The organism is Corallococcus sp. CA053C, assembly GCF_003611675.1.
Classification (GTDB): Bacteria; Myxococcota; Myxococcia; order Myxococcales; family Myxococcaceae; genus Corallococcus.
The window spans coordinates 47,557-64,672 of sequence record NZ_RAWA01000008.1; the positions used below are offsets into that span (position 1 = coordinate 47,557).

Consider the following 17,116-nt stretch of genomic DNA (forward strand, 5'->3'; position numbering starts at 1 on the left):
TCATGCCTCTGCACCGTGCCCCCTTTGCAGGGAGCCGCAAAACAGGCAGGAGCCGACTCCCTAAAGCCGAGAGAGAGGCCTTCTCAGAAACCTCAGAGCGGAAAGAGCGGGCCTCCAGGGGAATGTTGTTAACCGCCTCCCCAACGGTTAACTGCATCTGTTAACCACTCTCGGCCTCTCTCTCCCCAAAACGGGTGAAAGAGCGGTCCAGAGAGCCCAATCGGCGGCGAAGGAGAGGGGCATCTCGCTCTGCGGGGTAGAGGGTCGAGAGCGCCCTCTTCAGCACCGCGAGCCAGAATCCCTTGGGATTCAGCGGCTTAAGCACGAAGGCCCCGCGATGTTCATCGCGAGGCCCGTGTAAAACAAAGGGCCCTACCGGTTGGTAGGGCCCTTCGTTCAGCTCCCCGAATGAAGCCCTGCGCGAACTCGTTCTCGGCGTTTCTCTGAGAGGACTCAAGCTCTCTGAGGGAGGAAAGTCGAGTAATATTCAGTGGTTCCAAAGAGGACTTCAGTTTGGTCCATCAATTGGGGACCGACTGATTCGCCGCGAACTTCACGGTGTGTGTGTCCCGATGGCATGGCGTAGGGCTGGCATCCGCTTTCCCCGTCGATGAGCCTGTGCAACTGCGCGAGGTGCGCGGGCTGCGGCATGCTCCGCAGACTCCTCGGTGTGCACCTGCCAGCCCATGATGCGGCGGCTGTACACATCCACGACAAGGTAGAGGTAGAAGTAGGCGCCCCGCACTGGCCCCCGCAGGTAGGTGATGTTCCAGCTCCAAACCTGATTGGGTGCACGGGCAAGGTGCTGTGTCACCACGTCCGCGTGCATTTCTCGGCCCTCCCGCTCCTGGAGCGAAACGGGCGATGGTGGAACACGACCCGGGGGCTTGCGGCAATACCCGGGGTCTGGCATCTGCTGGCAGTGGAGAGAGCGCAGAGGGCTTCCGTGGCTCCTCCAGCGGCCCGCCGCGGACCCGGAAGGCGCGCACGCCTGACCCCGCGCGTGGCGAGGCCAGGCACTCGCCTCCGTTACCTCTCCGAAGCCTCGGAAGTTCTCGTGGGTAGCGGACAGCAGGAACCCGAACCTCAATGTTTCCTTGTGCCGTTGGCGACCCCGCCTACGGTACCGGCCCTGAGTCCGCGCGGAGCATTTGAGCAGAAGTGGACGGTTTCGCGTTCTGTCGCCGAGCTCGGGACGCCATCCACAGCTTCGCAGCCGGCAGGTTTCGTCCCGACGCATCCAGTGGGTAGGAGATGCCATGTCCGGGGTAGAGCCGAACGAAGAAGTCGTGACGCTGATCGCGGACCGGCTGATGGCCGAGGACGCGGTGGGCTGGGCGGTGCATGCTCTGTCTGCTGAGGGGCGCGACGCCTCCTCCAGAAGCGCAAGCACAACTCTTCGCGCTTCCCCAGGACATCCGAAAGGTGCGGCGATGCAACCGAACCGTTCCAGAGCACGCCTCTCCGGAGCGCGCGCTATCGCGACCACGCTCGCATTCATATGCGCCGCCTGTTCGAGCGAACCGCCGGAGCACCCTCCGGCCAGCGTTCCGAGCCTTACGGCAAGCCAACCGCCCGCCGCGCCGGCGCCTCCTTCGCCAGCGCCCGCCGCGCCGGCGCCTCCTTCGCCAGCTCGCGAACCCACGCTGCTGCTCTCTGACCCCGCGGAGCTGATCATCCTGGAGCGGCAGGGGCTGTCTTTTGGCCAGCAGTTGGGCGCTCCGGCCGAGGACGCACAGAGCCTCCTCAAATCGCCACGGTATGCGTCCTTCGTCTCGGTCATCGAACGCGACCTTGCCGAGCTGTCCAGTCGGGACGGCGTCGCCCTCAGCCAGTTCCCGCTCGATCCCAAGCGCCTGAACTACGTCTTCGATCCGAAGTGGCTGCGCTCGCCCGGCGCGCGCTTCCAACTGGTGGGCGTGGTCAACCGGCTCGACATGCGCTTTTCGACTCCCAAGGAGTGTGGCCAGATCCGGCTGATCTATCGCCTCTCCTTACAGCCGAAAGGCCGGCCCGTCGTCCGCCTGCCAATGACTGTCAACGTCATCCGGCCGTTGCCCATGGGGCCGGGCGGGAGCTGCAGGGAGATCGCCCGGCAGTGGCGCGCGCTGCCGGCGAACGCCTCCGAGCGAAACGCCGCGGTGGGGCGGATGGTGACCCAACTGCCGCCCATGAGCCACCTCGAGACGAACTTCCAGAACCTGCACGGGCCGGGAACCCTCGAGGCGGACGATCACGCGGAGTACGTCCTCAGGTCCTTCGACGTGAGGCCGGATCGCCTCATCCCACGGCTGCTCCTCAACACGCCTCGGGCGGACCTCAACCCGGCGGAGCGGAAGGCGCTGGTGGAGTGGATCGCGAAGAGATTCATGGACATTGACGCCGGGCGCTCCGTCATTCCGGACAGGTTCTTGGCCACGCGGGCCATCTCGGTGAGCCCCCGCGGGCTCTCCAGGCCCGCCAATCGCGTCTTCAGCTCCCTCTTCAAGGCAGAGATCGACTCGCGTGCGTTCGCGGATCTCCCCTATGCCAAGGCGAAGCTGGTTCGCTCCCCGCGGGGCCTGCTGCGACGGCTGGACGGCTTCACGTGTACAGGCTGCCATCAAAGCCGGTCCGTGGCGGGCTTTCACCTCCCCGGCGAGGAGAGAGCGCCGGACCAGACGTTCAACGCCCTCGCGGTCGGCGTTTCGCCGCACCTGCATGAGGAGCTCGGCTGGCGGGCACGGATGCTCGCCAGCGTGGCGGACGGGACAGCCTTCGCTGAGCCGCGACCGTTTCCCGAACACCCCACCTCGGCCGGCTTCTATGGCTCACATTGTGGGCTCGGAGATCCAAGCTTCGCGGACTGGACGTGCCCGACCGGGTTCGAGTGCCGCGACAGTCACCACGACGAAGTCGGGTTCTGCGCGCCCGCGATCCGGACCACCGGCGACGCGTGTGAGAACGCGCGGGTGGTCGCCCACCCGGGCGCGAGCGGCGACCAGATCGTCGCCGATCCGCCCGAGGTGTGCCAGGGGCAGCCCCCGGACGCCATTCCGTGTTTCGCCAATCGCTACGGGTTCCCGCTCGGGCTTTGCGCCGTGGCGTGCGCCCAGCCCGGCGCGCGCTCGGGCTCCTCGGTGTGCGCGCCGATGCTCGTCTCCGGCTATGAACAGGTCTGTTTTCCGCTGGAGGAGCCGATTGAAGACTGCGTCCGGAAACGAGGGCTCGTGGCAGCCGTGACCACGCGCGCCTGTTCCGTCGACGAACCCTGCCGCGACGACTACGGCTGCAGCCGTTACCCAGGCAGCGCCCCTGGAACAGGGGCTTGCGTGCCTCCATACTTCTTGTTCGACTTCCGGGTCGACGGGCCCAAGCTCGACCGCTGACTTGCTGTCGGCCTCGACAGGACCCCGGGAGCTACGGCCCTGGCTCGGGTGCGGTGTCCCCGAGCAGGCGCGTCTTACCCAAACGGCATTTTCGTACAGCAGCGCGCCGTTGCTCAGGGCCCCGCCCCCTGCGTGTTCATGGGTAATAGCAAACCCAGGGCCAGTGACTGATTGAAAGACATCACTGTCCGGAACGGGAGCGCCCGCGCGTGCGGGACAAAACCGCCGCCAGGGCAGCCCCTTATACCCCCCGGTGTCATATTCCTTTACGCTCACATCCTTGGAACCTGGAGCATTGATGCTCCAGATAGTTCTGTGAATACGAGCTATTCCCATCTGTCGGTCCGAGTGGCCCGACAGTTGCTCCATGTCAGGGCACTCCGACCGCGGCTGCTGGGAAGTTCAGGCGGCGGAGTCATCCCCCGAACCAGAGGAAACGGAAATGCTCAAGAACGCGGTAGTCCTCGTGGCGAGCTGTGGCGCGCTGATGGCCGGTTGCGGTACCGACGTGGAGAGCAAGAACCAGGAGATCGTCTCCAACCTGGTCAAGGCCGGCTTCCCGGCTGACGACATCATGCTCGTCGACGACGCGGTGTACGTGGGCCGCGACGCTCACGTGACCCTCGAGGCGTCCCGCGAGATGCTCCAGACCGACAAGGGGACCCAGGAGCAGTACCGGACGACCAACCTGGTGGGCACTGGCGTGACGAAGATCTGCATCAACCCCACCTCCACGTTCAACAGCTACAGCCGGCTCAGCCAGGGCCTCGATCTGGCCATCGGCAACTACAACGGCCTGGGTCTCAGCTTCACCCTGGTGCGTGGCCCCACCACCGGCTGCAGCGCGAACATCACCGCGACGATCACCTCCGGCGCCGGCGGCTCCTCGGGCTTCCCCTCGGGCGGCCTGCCCTACGGGACCCTCAACATCGGCACCAGCCTGAACACCTACAGCGTGGACGTGAACGAGCACGTCATCACCCACGAGATCGGTCACACGATCGGCTTACGCCACTCGGACTACTACAACCGGTCCATCAGCTGCGGTGGCACCGCCACCAACGAGGGCTCCTCGGGCGTGGGCGCCATCATCATCAACGGCACGCCGGCCAATGCCACGGTGGGCGGTTCCATCATGAACTCCTGCTTCCGCTCGACCGAGACCGGTGAGTGGACCAGCACGGACATCACCGCGCTGAATACCCTCTACTAAGAAATGGCGCGCCTGCCCCCTCGTCCGTTCATGATTCCGTGGGGCAGGTGTTCCTCGCGGGCACCGCATTCCCGGGCATTCTGGCCTGTGGAGATGAGGTGCCCGCGCATCCCGCAGTCTGTGGAAGCTCGAAGCCGGCGGAGGTGAAGAGCCTCTCCCAGTGAGGCCCGACCGCGGATTTCAACTCCATCAACAGCTCCCCGCTGGTTGATGAGATCCCGCCGGCTGTTCTTCTCCATGGGGGCCTCCGCAAGCGATGAAGGCGAAGCCCATGCTTCGCTCGAAAACCGAGCGGAATCCCATGCTGCTCACCCTCCTTGGGCTGCGCGCATGGCGCGAGGCTTCTCGGTGTGGAGGTCCTTCCTCCGGGACTGCCAAGAGCGAGGCTCGGGGGCTTGGCGCTCTCGGGAGGCGCAGGAGAGGGGGCTGACTGTCTTTCGGGAGGGGCGAGAGCCCGGTGAGCCTCGGCCCCACGCGCCTCGCTCACTCGCCTTGACGCACCCCATGACGCAGCTACCGAATTCTGGGTAGGCACACCGGTACGTAGCCTCATTTCATGCTCACAGCCGCCTGACCCCGTGAACACTTACATCCCGAGGACTGGCGCATGCCCAAGAGGACCGTGCCTACTCCTGCGTCGCCTCCACCATCCGCGGCGGCGGGGACACCGTGAGGATGCCGCTCGCCCCCGGTGCGCTCCGCGCCAGCACGCGGCCGTCGGAAGACACCACCGCCGCGACGCCTCCCAGCGAGGCTCGCACTGCGGGCATGCGCAGCTCCACCGCCCGCATCACCACGCCGCCGATGGCCTGATCCATGGCGAAGCGACTTCCAGCCAGGGGCAGATCACTGGCCAGGACCGCGAGCAGCTCTCCTCCCGCCTCCCGTCCACGCAAGGCGGTGGCGCGGCTGAAGGCCTCGTAGCAGATGAGCGGAATCACCTTCCGCCCCGCGAGGGACAGCAGCGGTCGCGCCTGGCTTGCGACCAGCGGCTCCCCTCTTCCCTGAAGCCCGAAGATGGAGCGCTCGCCGATGGGGACGAGTATGGACTTCCCTCGGGTCTCCTGCAGACGCCCGTCCCCATCAAAGGCGGCGGCGGCATTGAAAAAACCCTCGGGCGTTCGGAGCGTCAGCCCCGCGATGGCGGGGACCGGCAGGCGCGCATCGAAGGCCTCGATGACCTCCGGCCGTGACACACGCCCCTCGGTCCCCCGCTGGAGCCCCCGTACCGTGGACTCTGGCCAGATGAGCCGCTCCGTGGCCTCGGGCACCGACTTTGGCACCCGCACGGAAGAGGCCATGTGGACCACGCCCGTCCCCTGGAGCGCATCGTCCGCCACGGGCAGCCGGGGCAGCGCGGCCAGGGCCACCATGACGCCCACGGCCGGCAGCAACAGGCGGCGCGAGCGCAGGGCCACGGCCTCTCCAACGCACACGGCGGCGAGCAGGCAGAGCACCAGTGTGGGCACCCACCCCACGAAGCCCACGGCCCTCAGGATTGGCGGCTGCATCCACTGGGAATGCAGCACGTGCGTCATGGAGAAGCCGCTCCACGCCTCCAGCCCCGCCTCGCCCAGCACCCATCCCACCGGCAACCAATACCTTGGAGGCACCCGCTTCACGGGCAGCGCCGCCAGCGCCAGCAGTGGCACCTGGGACAGCGCCCCCGTGGCCGTCCAGCCCAGAAACGCCACGATGAACGGAGGAGGAAGCCAGGGGGCCGTGTAGAACCCCGCCGTCCCCACCCACCAGTGCAGGGCCACGCCCTGGCGCACCAGCGCAGCCAGCAGCAGCGCCGCGGCGGCCTGGCGCCAGCCGTTGGCGCGGTGGAGCGCCCACCCCAGCAGCGCGATGCCCACCCAGGCCAGAGGCTGCGCCCACGTCCACAGGAAGGCGACGCCCAGCGCGACACCCGAGCCCAGGGCCAGGAGCAGGCTCATTGCTTCCGGAACCTCTCGGGCGGAACGGGGACCAGCGCCGTGGCCTCCCCCGGGAGCGCCACCTTCACGAGGTTGGGGTGCTTGCGCGCCAACCGGGCCTCCAGCACCGCGGGCTCCCAGCGCGACACCTCTTCGAGGGCCGTGTCCATGGCCTTCGCATCCAACCGCCACAACTCGAGCGCCTTGCCAGAGCGCGTACGGACGAAGCGAGCGCGCTGCTCGGGGCTCCCGGCCTGGAAGAAGCCCTCGTCATAGAGCAACCCATCCAGGGGCAGCTTGTACGTGGAGCCCAGCACCCAGGCCCCCGGCGCCTCTTCCGCGAGCGCCGTGAGCAGCGGCGTTGAGAAGCCGTAGCAGGTATCCAGGACGATGAGGTCCGGGCGGTAGCACCGAGCCACCCGCGCGAGGTCCTCCGGGGACGCGTTGAGATAGCTCGGCGGCAGGCTGTGTCCGCTGAGCACGAGCACCTCGGCCCTCACTCCAGAGGGACAGGAGAAGTCCTCGAGGGCCACATGCGGGCAGCGGCCATCGGAGCAAGGCGACTGCTGCAGCTCGGCGACATCCGCTCGTGAGTAGATCGCCACGACACGCTCCTGCACACCGGGGGCCTGCTGACACGCGCAGGCCCCCAGAAGCAGGGCCAGGAGCCAGTGCCTTACCAACACAGTCATGGACGGTTCCAGTTCCTGGCTCGAAACACCGGTAGGCCTGCTAGCAGCGGCACCAATACGAGGCGCACCACGAGCGGCAGTAGTTGCTCAGCCCGGTGAGCCTGCAGCCGTTGCGCCTGTACTGCTGGGAGCAGCCGACGGTGGAGCCCACGTACCAGACGCCCACCGCGATGAGGCCGACAACCGCCGCGGCGCCGCCCTTTCCCGTCTTGTCCTCGGGAAGGTACTTGCTGATGACTTCAATCATCGTGAACAGGGAGTACTCGGAGACGCTGTCCAGCTCCCCGGTCTCGAGGAGGATCTTGGCCGCTTCGTCCTCGTTGGCGGCCAGCTTGTCACCCACCATGATGGTCTTGTCCGCGTTGAAGACCATGTGCAGCTTGCCGCCTTCATGGTGGACCCAGGCGTCGCCCGTCTCGTTGTTCACCGTGTAGAGGGTGCGCTCCCCGGTCTTCTCGTCATACACCTCGAGGACGGCGTCCTCCGTGCCGCGGACGAGCGTCTGCCGCAGGACGAAGTTCATGAAACGGGGCACCTCGTCATGCATCGCAATGCCCAGCCGGCCAAACCGCTCCAGGCTCCCGTCGACGACCAGCGCGGGCTCCACGTCGCTGAAGACGATGTTCGCGGCCAAGGCCTCGCGCGCCTTGGTCATCGGGTTGGCCTCGGGAGCACGGCTGCAGCCGATCTGAATGGTGAAGACCGCGAGCATCGCGAGCGTTACCGCGCGCAGGCCGTTGGAAGAACCACGGTGTGACTCAGCCGGATGAAACATGTGGGGACACTCCTCTTGCTGCGGGGATCTCGCACCCGGCTCAAGGCCGGGTGCGATGGTTGCGGCACTCCCCGTAAAAGCAGGAAGTAGGCCATCTCTGGCTTCCCTCGAATCTGTGTTGCTACGCCGGTGCCGTTGTTGCGTCCGCCGCTACAAACCCTCACTCTCCGTGACATCCGGCGCTACAACCCCCACTGCTCATCCAGTGCGCGCGTAACGGGCCGGGGTCATGGCTCGCAGTCGGGTCGGCCAAGCTGTTCGCAGCCAGGTCGGCCAAGCGGATCGCGCGCCGGAGCAGTGGGCGCGGCGGTCGGCTCAGGGCGGAGGCAGTCGGAAGAAACGTGGCCAGTGGGTGGGCTGAGTACCTACCTGGGCGGTCATCCCATGCATCCTCGCGCACCACCGAGCACCGCCGGAGCGGTGTGCGGAGGGACGCGCGCGGATGAGTTACCGGAGAGTCGACATGGACAGGTTGAGAGAGCTGGTGCGGCTGTGAGCTTGGCCCGAACACTCCGGCGCTCACTGACGTGGGACCGCGGAACGGAACTCGCGAAGCACCGGGAGCTCGCGATGGCGACCGACTTCTCCATCTACTTCTGTGACCCGCAGAAACCCTGGCAGCGAGGAACGAACGAGAACACCAACCGGCTCCTTCGGCAGTACTTCCCAGATGGAACGGACGTTTCGGCCTTCTCTCAACGAGACCTGGACACAGTGGCGCTCCGACTGAACCAGCGTCCGCGAAAGACCCTGGGGTTTGAAACTCCCGCTGCCAAACTACAGCAAGTGTTGCGTTGACCGGTTGAGCGCACCTTCTCCACCTCAACGTGACAGCGCACCCGACGGAGGAATGGAGCTGGTCCTCCCGGACGGAGCCTGGCAGCAGCGGCGCTGCGGTGATTGAGGACGACTGGCACCGCGAACCGCACCTTGTTCCAGCTCGACTCGTGCAACGGCTCCTCGGCGCAGACGTTCCGGCGGGAAGGGCTGGTCTTCGTCGGCAACGCGGGCAAGTGCCTGGGCGTCCCCTCTCCGTATGACGGCTCGGAGACCTGGATTTTCGATGGCTGGGGTGGGCATCCACGTGTCACGGCGGCGCGAACCCGCAGTGGACGTTCAACCAGGGTGGGGAGATTCGCACCACCGCACTCCCTGGAGCACGTCCGATGGGACGCTGCCGTTCCTGTGGGCCTGCCACGGTGGTGACAACCGGCAGTGGGAGCACCGTTGGTCGCCGGAGCGAGGTGACTGCGTCGGCACGCGGGAAGTGTTCGAGGGTGTGTCACGACCCTCTCTTGTGCGACGTGATGCAGCACCATGTCGGGCTGCGTCACGCCAAGGACGGGGTTGCCAGAACGGAAACATTCAGGCAATCCCAGACACGGGGACACTTGTCCCCAGCCAACAGAGGGGGAAGTGCCATGCGGTTGCGCCAAGGGCTGCTGAGCGGCCTGTTTCTCATTGTCTCCAGTTGTGGTCCTACGTCGCCGGAAGAACCGGCGCCCGACAAGGCTCCGGCGCAAGCCCGGGCCGAGCGGCTCGCGGTGGAGCGCGGCTTCGACCTGCGCGAGGTGTCGCTGGTGCCGGAATCCGAGGGGGCGCGGCACGCGCTCCACTTCCGGGGCGTCCCCATCTGGGGTCTGGAGGCGAAGACGTCGCAGGCGCAGACCCTGCTCTCCAACGTCCGCTTCGAGGCCACGGGCGCGGTGGAGACGGAGGCCCGGCTCACCGAGGCCCAGGCCCGGGACGCGGCCCTCGCGGCCATGCGGGACGCCACCGCGAGCGTGGAGTCCTCGCGGCTCGTGCTCTTGCCCCGCGAAGAGCGCCGGCTGCGCAAGGACGCCGCCCCGAGCTTCGCTGGCCCCCGCAACGCCGAGGACTTCGAGCGGGTGGTGACGGGGCTGCGGCTCGTCTACCGGGTGAAGCTCTCCACCGATGGAGAGGAAGGAGGCTTCCGGCGTCCCTGGATGGCGCAGGTGGATGCCCGCTCCGGCGAGGTGCTGCACCTGGCGCCGCTCGAGCGCACCGCCGCGACCCAGACACGCCGGAAGGGCATCGGCAACGGCTACTACGCGGGCAAGGTCACCCTCTCCGTGCTCTATGACTCCGTGGAACAGGCCTCCTGGCTGACCGACACGTACAACAACGAGTACCTCGGCCAGATCCGGTTGCCGCCCCGGGGCATTGGCTACGAGCAGTACCTCAGCGCGGACTCGACCTTCGGCGACGGGCTGCGCTATGGCGGCGCTGGCTCCCTCAGCGCCAATGGGGAGACGGCGGCGGTGGATGCCTACCACGCCGTGGGACTGGCGTGGTCCGTCTACGAGACCTTCCTGGGGCGCAATGGCCCGGCTGGGCAAGCGGGCTTCGAAATCCGGCTGCACCTGCAAGCGGAGAACGCCTTCTACTACCCGGATGGACGTTCGCCCGCCGTGGGGTTCGGCTATCGCAGCCTCACGGCCAATCCCAAGAGCCCGATGACGACCACGGACATCGTGGCCCACGAGCTGGCCCATGACTTCTTCGCCCGGGAGCTGGCGGGGGACCCCGCGGACATTCCATCCGATCGATCGGAGCAGAGCGGGTTGAACGAGGGCACGGGGGACATCTTCGGCTTCGCCACCGAGCTGCTGCGGGACGCCAGGCGCATCTCGCCGTCGTCGACCAACATCGACGCGGTGGTGGTGAAGGCGTCGAACCTCACCGTGGGCGAGGAGACGGGCAGCGCGTCCCGCGACCTCCTGTCGCCCGTGTTCAAGGAGTGGTTCGACGGCATCGGCTTCGAGGACGAGCACTACTCCTCGGGCCCGCTGAGTCGGATGTTCCTGTTGCTCTCATATGGCTGTAGCACCCTCTCCACGAGCGCCTGGTACTGCCCCCGGGTTCCCGAGGGGTTCAACGGCGTGGGCCCCACGGAGGCGCTGCGTATCTGGGCGCTCGCGGTGCAGATGATGCCCGTGGGCACGGACTATGCGCAGGCCCGCCAGGCGGCGCTCGCGGCGGCGACCTCGCGCGACGGCGTCCAGGGCGGGCCCCGGATGCTGGCCGTGGCCCGGGCGTTCGCGGCCATCAACGTCGGCTACAAGCCGGACTCCGTGCCGCCGCAGACCACGCTGAGCTGCCGGCAGGTGCTCCAGGACATCGAATGCACGGGGACCATCACCGACGCGGAAGTCCCAGGGCAGTACACCACCGCGCCGCGCCTGGTGCTGGACGGCGGCACGCAAATCAAGACGCTGTCCGGCTGGCAGTTCACCCAGACGCTGCCGGGCGCCACGCTGGCGAGCGGCAACCACACCGTCCTGTTGCAGGCGTGGGACTACTGGCAGAACCTGGCCACCCGGACGGTGACGGTCTCCCTGGACAAGACTCCACCCGTCGCCTCCTTCACCGTCTCCGGTACGCCGAAGCAGCCCCGCGTCTCCGTCATCGCGACGGACCCCGCCGGAATCCGCCTCGTGGAGTTCACCGACGGCAGCCAGTACCTGGTCGGGCTGTTCGTCCCGCCGTACGAGGCCACGCTGGACACCTCCACCTGGACCGATGGCACCCACGACCTGGTCATCCGCGCCTACGACGAGTTCATGAACGTTGCGGTCCTCCATCACGCGTTGAAGGTGGACAACACGCCGCCCACCGTGGCGATGACGGTGGGCTCCGGCGACGAAGCCCCCTTCCCGGTGAACGTCACCGTGACGGATGCCTCGGCGGTGGCGCGGGTGGACTTCAAGGTGGACGGCGTGGTCTTCGCCACGCGGACGAACGCGGCGACGACATACCAGGCCGACTACACGCCCACCGACCCACTGGTCCACAATCTCATCGTGGAGGTGACGGACACCTTCGGCAACAAGGGGACGACGTCCCGCGCGGCGCCGCTCGACCGCCGTCCTCCCCAGGTGACCTTCACGAAGACGCAGGTGGGCTCGTTGGTGCGGCTGACCGTGGGGGTCTCGGACGGCTGCGGCCTGACGTACCCGTATGCGCTGTACGTGGATGGGAACCGGGTGGCGGAGCCCATGACACCGAGCTTCGTCCTGGAGTTCGGCGATGCCATGGCCGCGGGCGCGCATACCTTCCAGGCCCTCGTGAGTGACGCGTGCGGCAACCCGGCGAACTTCCAGACGGCGTTCGTCAAGGACCTCACCCCGCCGGTCATCACGGCCATCACCCGGGACGACAGCCAGCCGAAGAAGCCGAAGTTCACCGTGCAGTGCACCGACACGGAGGGCGTGCACCACGTGGAGTTGCGTGAGAATGGCCTCGTCACCCAGTTGTACACCACCGCGCCCTACGAGTTCGTGGTCGACACCACGGCTCGGGTGGACGGCGATTCCACGGTGCTGTTCCAGTGCACCGACGTCAATGGCGTCTCCAGTGCGCCGGAGACGCGCACGGTGACGGCGGACAACACGCCGCCCTCGTACAACCTCACGGTGTACGGCGCGGGCCGCTCGTACCTCGTTTCGGCGGGGACGGTGGCGGACCCTCGCGGCGTCCAGTCTGTCCTGCTCTCAGGAGGGGTGATTCCCGGCTTCAGCGTCACGTTGACCCAGGCGCCCTATTCCTATCAGTGGAACATCTCAGGCACCGGGGCCATCCAGACGGACCTGCCGTTCTCGGTCACCGTCAAGGACTCCTGGGGGAACAGCGCCAGCAAGGTGTTGTACTGCTCCGTGAACACAGCCTCGACCACAGCGCAGTATCAGGGGTGTCACCTGTAGCGCCCGACTCGGGCGTCCGCCTCGGGGCGGGGATGCGGCGTGTGTGCGGGTGGAACGCGGCTGCGCTCCAGTCGCACGCTCCCGGGGGGCCGGTGGCGCGGTTCAAAGGCCTCTGGGCGAAGGTGCTCCGGCGTCCCCCTTCCTTGAAGCGCCGAGGCCCGCGAGATAGAGAACGACGCCTCATCTCCGCAGGGGGCGGGGATTCAGGGCAGGGACGCCTTCATGAACCCACGTGGCGCCGAGAAGGAATACCTCCAAGAGGGCCTGCGCAGCGGCCTCAAGCTCGACGCGCGCTTCGACGCCCTGACGCCCCACCTCCACGTGGCGTGGATCTCCTGGGACAGCGGCTTCCGCGGTTCGGGACTGCGCGTGGGCGACCGGGTCATCGCCATCGACGGTCAGCCCGTCGTCAAGCCACCCGACCTGGCCACCACGCAGCGCACCGTGCCCTTCATGCTCGGCCAGTACGCCGAGAACCAGACCTGGGACAAACAGGGGCGAAAGGAGGGTGACAAGGTCCAGGTGCGAATCGTTCGCCGGCGCGAGCCCGGCGAGGGCTGGGAGGAGCACGAGTTCAGCGGCGCCCTGCTCCATGAACGCACCTGGAGCATCGCCGATACGACGCGGCAGATCATCGGACCGGGAGGACCCGAGCGCATGGGTCGCGACGGCTTCGACGAGGCCTGGATGTCATGGCTCGAGAAGCGCGTCTTCGACTGGGAGCGCCTGCTCGACAGCACCTTCGGCGCCTGGCGCACCTCGCGAGGGACGCGCGCGGAGCTCGCGAATCACCTCGGACACAAGGCCCGCGTCGACTTCCTCGTCGAGCATCATCCCGGCCCCTTCGCGACGGCGATGCGCGAGGACTGGGAGACGGTGCGTGCCTGTCTCGAAGGAGACCTCGTCACGCTCCCGGCGGATGCCCTTGAGTTCCGCACCCGGGGCGAGGAGCAGGTGAAGGCCATCGGCCTCCAGGCCGCGGCGGCGTGGAAGGTCCTGCTGGAGGCGCGTGCAGGGGAGACGCTCGGCGCCTTCCCCGTCGTCGACCCCTTCCGGGGTGACCGCTCGGCGGTGACCGGCAAGCTGGTCTCACTGCCGACGCTGACGCAACGGGAGTGGCTGGTCGACATGGGCAAGGGCTACCTGGCCTGGAACCAGTCCGGCGCCTGGGTCTTCTGCCCCGCCAACACCCCGGCCATGAACAAGGTCTTCTCCGCCATGCAGCGCTACCAGAAGCGCGTTGCCCCGTCGGTGAGGCTCGACATCGCCGTGCTCGGCCGCATCCTTCCGGATCCCCGCCTGCTCGCGGGCTCGGGCCGCACCGCCGCCGGCCTGGAGGTGGAGCCCGTCGCCGCTCTGGTCGGCGGCGTGGTCTGCGTCGATGTCAGCGACCCGAGCGAGGGCGGACCGCGCTTCGCCGGAGAGGAGACGCTCAGCCAGGAGAGCTTCGGCGCTCCGGCCGACGACGCGAGCCCGCGCGAGGTCCTCACCGCGATGATTTCGGCCGTGAAGCGCGGTGACCAGGAGACCTGGAACGGCCTCTTCGCGGACTGGCGCGCCGTGCCAGACGCCGACCGGCCCATCTACTACCCGGTCTGGACCTGGAACGGCCGCGACAGCGAGTGGGTGCGCGCGCGGCGCCTCATCCTCGACAAGGTGCTCGACGCGCGGGTGCGCTGGATTGGCGAGGTGCGGGTCGTCATCCGGGGCGACGAGGCCCCGGGCCTGCCGCGCGTCGAGGAGGTCGAGTTGGAGCTGGACCACGTCGGCCTCTTCGAGGGCCAGACCCGCACCTTCAACTCAGTCGACGTGCGTCGGCGCTGGACGGTCCAACGCCGCAACGGTGGCCCCTGGCGCATCACCAGCGAGCAGAGCCTGTAAGGAGCACTCCATGGGCTGGTACTCAAGCCGCGTCTCTGAACTCAACGAACGGTTGAACCGCGCCTCGGAGGGCGCCCCCGACACGGTGAAGCGCGCTTTGAGCGACGCCATCGTGAAGGTTGGAAACGCGGCCGATCAAGCCCTCTCGGCCATGCTCGACGCCAGCGAGCGCACCAGCGCCGGCAATCTGGGGACGCAGCGCAAGTGGCAGGAGCGCTGCGCCACGGCCACGGCCGACATCAGCCGCGCCTTTGGCGATGCCGCCAAGGACAACATGCTCTCGCCCGCCCTCCAGCTCTTCTGGTACCAGGCGCTGGAGCACGAGATGGCCTTCTTCGACTCCCTGGCCAAGGTGCAGACGCCCCAGCTCCACGACGACCTGCTCGTCCACCAGGACCTGCTCAACAAGATGCTGGGCGAGCTGTGGGACAAGTGGACCTTCCTGCTGTCCAAGGACGTCATCTTCGAGAACGACCAGCGTCAGGTGGTGCAGCAAGTCTCACGGATGGCGCAGTCCATCGTCGACGAGCTCGCCCCGGGCGTGCTCAAGCGCACCAGCGAGGGCGTCTCGCGCGCCACCGCGAAGTCGCTCGACGTGGCCCTCAAGCTCGATGACAAGCTCCTGGGCGGCAAGGGCGTGGACCTGGCCAAGCTCGTCGCCTCGCTGTTCGATGTCGACATCCCCGACGAAATCGACCGCAACCTGCTGGACGCCGTGCAGGGTGGCTCCGAAGTCTACCAGGTGCAGAAGGGCCACTACCGCAACCTGGTGTCGGCCTACCAAAGCCTGGTGCAGGCGGAGAAGGGCAGCGTCCTGCTGCTCTTCAACGCGACGCGGGCGGAGGTCGACACGTACCGTGACAAGAACGACCTGGGGAAGGCCAAGGTCATGCTCGACCAGGCCAAGGGCTACCTCTCCGACTGGGCCTCACGCGTGCCCAGCTCGGCCCAGCGAAGCGAGGCCTCCAGCTTCAAGGACAGGGTGTGCTCGGCCATCGACACCGACTGGAGGCTCACCGAGGAGCTCGACAACAAGTTCCGCGACAAGTTCAAGGGCATCTTCGTCCAGTCCCTGGGCAGCGAGACCCTCGAGCAGCTCGCGGAGTCCTACCTCTTCCGTCAGCACCTCGAGGAAATCACTCGCAAGGACGCCGCCGGCAAGCTCAAGGCCCTGCCGGGCAACCTCCAGAGCGAGGTCGACAGCGCGCTCGAGCGGGGCCTGCGTCCCCTCGACGACCTGGTCAACCGCGTCCCGGAAGAGGTGCGCGAGCTGGCCCGCATGAAGAACCAGCGGTTCAAGGAGCACGTGCGCGCCAGGCTCAAGGACCGCATCCAGGCCCTGCTGCCGGCCATCGTCGAGCTGGCCGCCCTCTGGGACCCGAACAACCTCTCGAGGGACTTCAGCCGCGAGGAGCTGGAGAAGGCCCTCCGCTGAGATTGGACGGCGCGACTCATTCACGCCTCGGCTGATTGGGTCGTGCCCCGCGGGTTGAAAGTGCGTGAGCCGGCTGGAGCTGAGTGAGGAGCAGAGGAGCGAGCTGGAGGCGTGCTTCCGCACGACGGAGGACCGCCGCCTGCGTGAGCGGTGCCAAGCGGTGCTGATGACGGCCCGGGGCCGTCCTCAGCAGCAGATTGCTGAGGACCTGAGCACTACGACACGCAGCGTGCAGCGCTTCCTGGCCCGCTACCGCACAGATGGCTTGGAAGGACTGAAGATTCAGTGGGCACCGGGCAAGACGCCTCTCATCCCCGAGGAGCTGGCGCCCACCCTTCTGGACTGGATACGCCAGGGCCCTCGGGCCTGCGGCCTCAAGCGCGCCAACTGGACGCACGTCGCCCTGGCGGACTTCCTCCACCAGCAGACGGGCATTCGCGTGCGTGAGACGGCCATGGGCGACTTCTGCCGCCGCCATGGCGTACGCCTCTACCGGCCCACGTACCGCTTCCTGCGGGCAGACCCGGCTCGCCAGCAGCAGGGTCGCCAGGAGTTGAGCGAAAAAACGCCAGGCCGAGCGAGGCGAGCTTGTCCTTCTGAGCCAGGACGAGGCGCGCTTTCCCATGGTGCCGACGCTGACGGCCACCCTGAGCGTCAAAGGACAGCGCCCCCGTCATCGGCACCCGCGACTGCAAGGACGTGGTGCACACGTTTGCCTCGGCCAACGTCACCACTGGCGAAGTGACGGGCCGATTGTACGGCAGCCGCACCCAGAAACGCCGCAAGGACGGGCTGTTGAAGACGAAGCGGATGCAGGTGGCCCTTTGCCCACCACCTGCTCGACGTCGCTCGGGCCTACCCGGCCGACGCGTATCCCGAAGTAGTCCTCGTCATCGACAACGCACCCTGGCACCGCGGACGTCCGGTGGACTGGGCCTTAGGGCGCTACCCCCACCTGACGCTGTACAGGCTGCCACCCTACAGTCCGCAACTGCAGCCCATTGAGCGGCTGTGGCGCCCATTGCGACAGCGCGCCACGCACAACGTCCTCTTCGACGAACTGACTGAGCTGCAGCACGCGCTGCGCTCGGGGCTCGGGGCTCGGGGCT

General features: G+C 67.4%; 10 protein-coding genes and 2 pseudogenes. 8 read left to right on the plus strand and 4 right to left on the minus strand.

Going from position 1 to position 17,116, the window contains the following annotated elements; translation table 11 throughout:
- Positions 1–622 precede the first annotated feature (622 nt).
- Positions 623–811 (minus strand): annotated as a pseudogene (locus D7V97_RS02420) (DDE-type integrase/transposase/recombinase); the annotation flags it as partial.
- Positions 812–1,259: 448 nt separating this feature from the next.
- Here D7V97_RS02420 and D7V97_RS02425 point away from each other — a divergent pair.
- Both D7V97_RS02425 and D7V97_RS02430 read left to right on the plus strand, forming a co-directional pair.
- Positions 1,260–3,368 carry a hypothetical protein gene (locus D7V97_RS02425; protein WP_147444655.1) on the plus strand — a complete coding sequence of 703 codons (2,109 nt, stop codon included), beginning with the start codon at positions 1,260–1,262 and terminating at the stop codon, positions 3,366–3,368.
- Positions 3,369–3,810: 442 nt separating this feature from the next.
- Entirely contained in the window at positions 3,811–4,581 is a 771-nt protein-coding gene (locus D7V97_RS02430) for a zinc-dependent metalloprotease (RefSeq protein ID WP_120608946.1), read from the plus strand.
- Positions 4,582–5,207: 626 nt separating this feature from the next.
- Here the strand turns inward: D7V97_RS02430 and D7V97_RS02435 are convergent.
- The 3 genes from D7V97_RS02435 to D7V97_RS02445 all read right to left on the minus strand — a co-directional run bounded on the left by D7V97_RS02435 (position 5,208) and on the right by D7V97_RS02445 (position 7,967).
- Positions 5,208–6,521 carry a nitrilase-related carbon-nitrogen hydrolase gene (locus D7V97_RS02435; RefSeq protein WP_120608947.1) on the minus strand — a complete coding sequence of 438 codons (1,314 nt, stop codon included), beginning with the start codon at positions 6,519–6,521 and terminating at the stop codon, positions 5,208–5,210.
- On the minus strand, positions 6,518–7,105 hold the full coding sequence (locus D7V97_RS02440) for a hypothetical protein (RefSeq protein WP_147444656.1): 588 nt from the start codon (positions 7,103–7,105) through the stop codon (positions 6,518–6,520). The genes D7V97_RS02435 and D7V97_RS02440 overlap by 4 nt, the downstream gene beginning before the upstream one ends.
- Before the next feature lie 127 nt (positions 7,106–7,232).
- Complete coding sequence (locus D7V97_RS02445) at positions 7,233–7,967, minus strand: hypothetical protein (protein ID WP_120608949.1); 735 nt, start codon at positions 7,965–7,967, stop codon at positions 7,233–7,235.
- Between the two features lie 510 nt (positions 7,968–8,477).
- Here D7V97_RS02445 and D7V97_RS02450 point away from each other — a divergent pair.
- From D7V97_RS02450 to D7V97_RS46725, 6 genes and pseudogenes are all read left to right on the plus strand, one after another.
- Positions 8,478–8,765 (plus strand): annotated as a pseudogene (locus D7V97_RS02450) (IS30 family transposase); the annotation flags it as partial.
- Positions 8,766–9,388: 623 nt separating this feature from the next.
- Positions 9,389–12,691, plus strand: coding sequence for an Ig-like domain-containing protein (locus D7V97_RS02455; RefSeq protein WP_158623252.1), 3,303 nt, complete (start codon positions 9,389–9,391; stop codon positions 12,689–12,691).
- 222 nt (positions 12,692–12,913) lie between these two features.
- On the plus strand, positions 12,914–14,572 hold the full coding sequence (locus D7V97_RS02460) for a hypothetical protein (RefSeq protein ID WP_120608951.1): 1,659 nt from the start codon (positions 12,914–12,916) through the stop codon (positions 14,570–14,572).
- A gap of 10 nt (positions 14,573–14,582) precedes the next feature.
- A complete protein-coding gene (locus D7V97_RS02465; protein WP_147444657.1) occupies positions 14,583–16,007 on the plus strand; it encodes a hypothetical protein in 1,425 nt (474 codons plus the stop codon).
- Positions 16,008–16,071: 64 nt separating this feature from the next.
- Positions 16,072–16,752, plus strand: coding sequence for a helix-turn-helix domain-containing protein (locus D7V97_RS46720; protein WP_120608953.1), 681 nt, complete (start codon positions 16,072–16,074; stop codon positions 16,750–16,752).
- Positions 16,753–16,842: 90 nt separating this feature from the next.
- The coding region (locus D7V97_RS46725; protein ID WP_199728681.1) for a transposase at positions 16,843–17,116 on the plus strand (274 nt) is incomplete at its 3' end.

What these genes read in the sequence shown, in the direction of transcription:
- D7V97_RS02465 (WP_147444657.1), top strand. Translation starts at nt 14,583, where the DNA reads ATGGGCTGGTACTCAAGCCGCGTCTCTGAACTCAACGAACGGTTGAAC.
- D7V97_RS02460 (WP_120608951.1), top strand. Translation starts at nt 12,914, where the DNA reads ATGAACCCACGTGGCGCCGAGAAGGAATACCTCCAAGAGGGCCTGCGC.
- D7V97_RS02435 (WP_120608947.1), bottom strand. Translation starts at nt 6,521, where the DNA reads ATGAGCCTGCTCCTGGCCCTGGGCTCGGGTGTCGCGCTGGGCGTCGCC.
- D7V97_RS02455 (WP_158623252.1), top strand. Translation starts at nt 9,389, where the DNA reads ATGCGGTTGCGCCAAGGGCTGCTGAGCGGCCTGTTTCTCATTGTCTCC.
- D7V97_RS02445 (WP_120608949.1), bottom strand. Translation starts at nt 7,967, where the DNA reads ATGTTTCATCCGGCTGAGTCACACCGTGGTTCTTCCAACGGCCTGCGC.
- D7V97_RS02425 (WP_147444655.1), top strand. Translation starts at nt 1,260, where the DNA reads ATGTCCGGGGTAGAGCCGAACGAAGAAGTCGTGACGCTGATCGCGGAC.
- D7V97_RS02430 (WP_120608946.1), top strand. Translation starts at nt 3,811, where the DNA reads ATGCTCAAGAACGCGGTAGTCCTCGTGGCGAGCTGTGGCGCGCTGATG.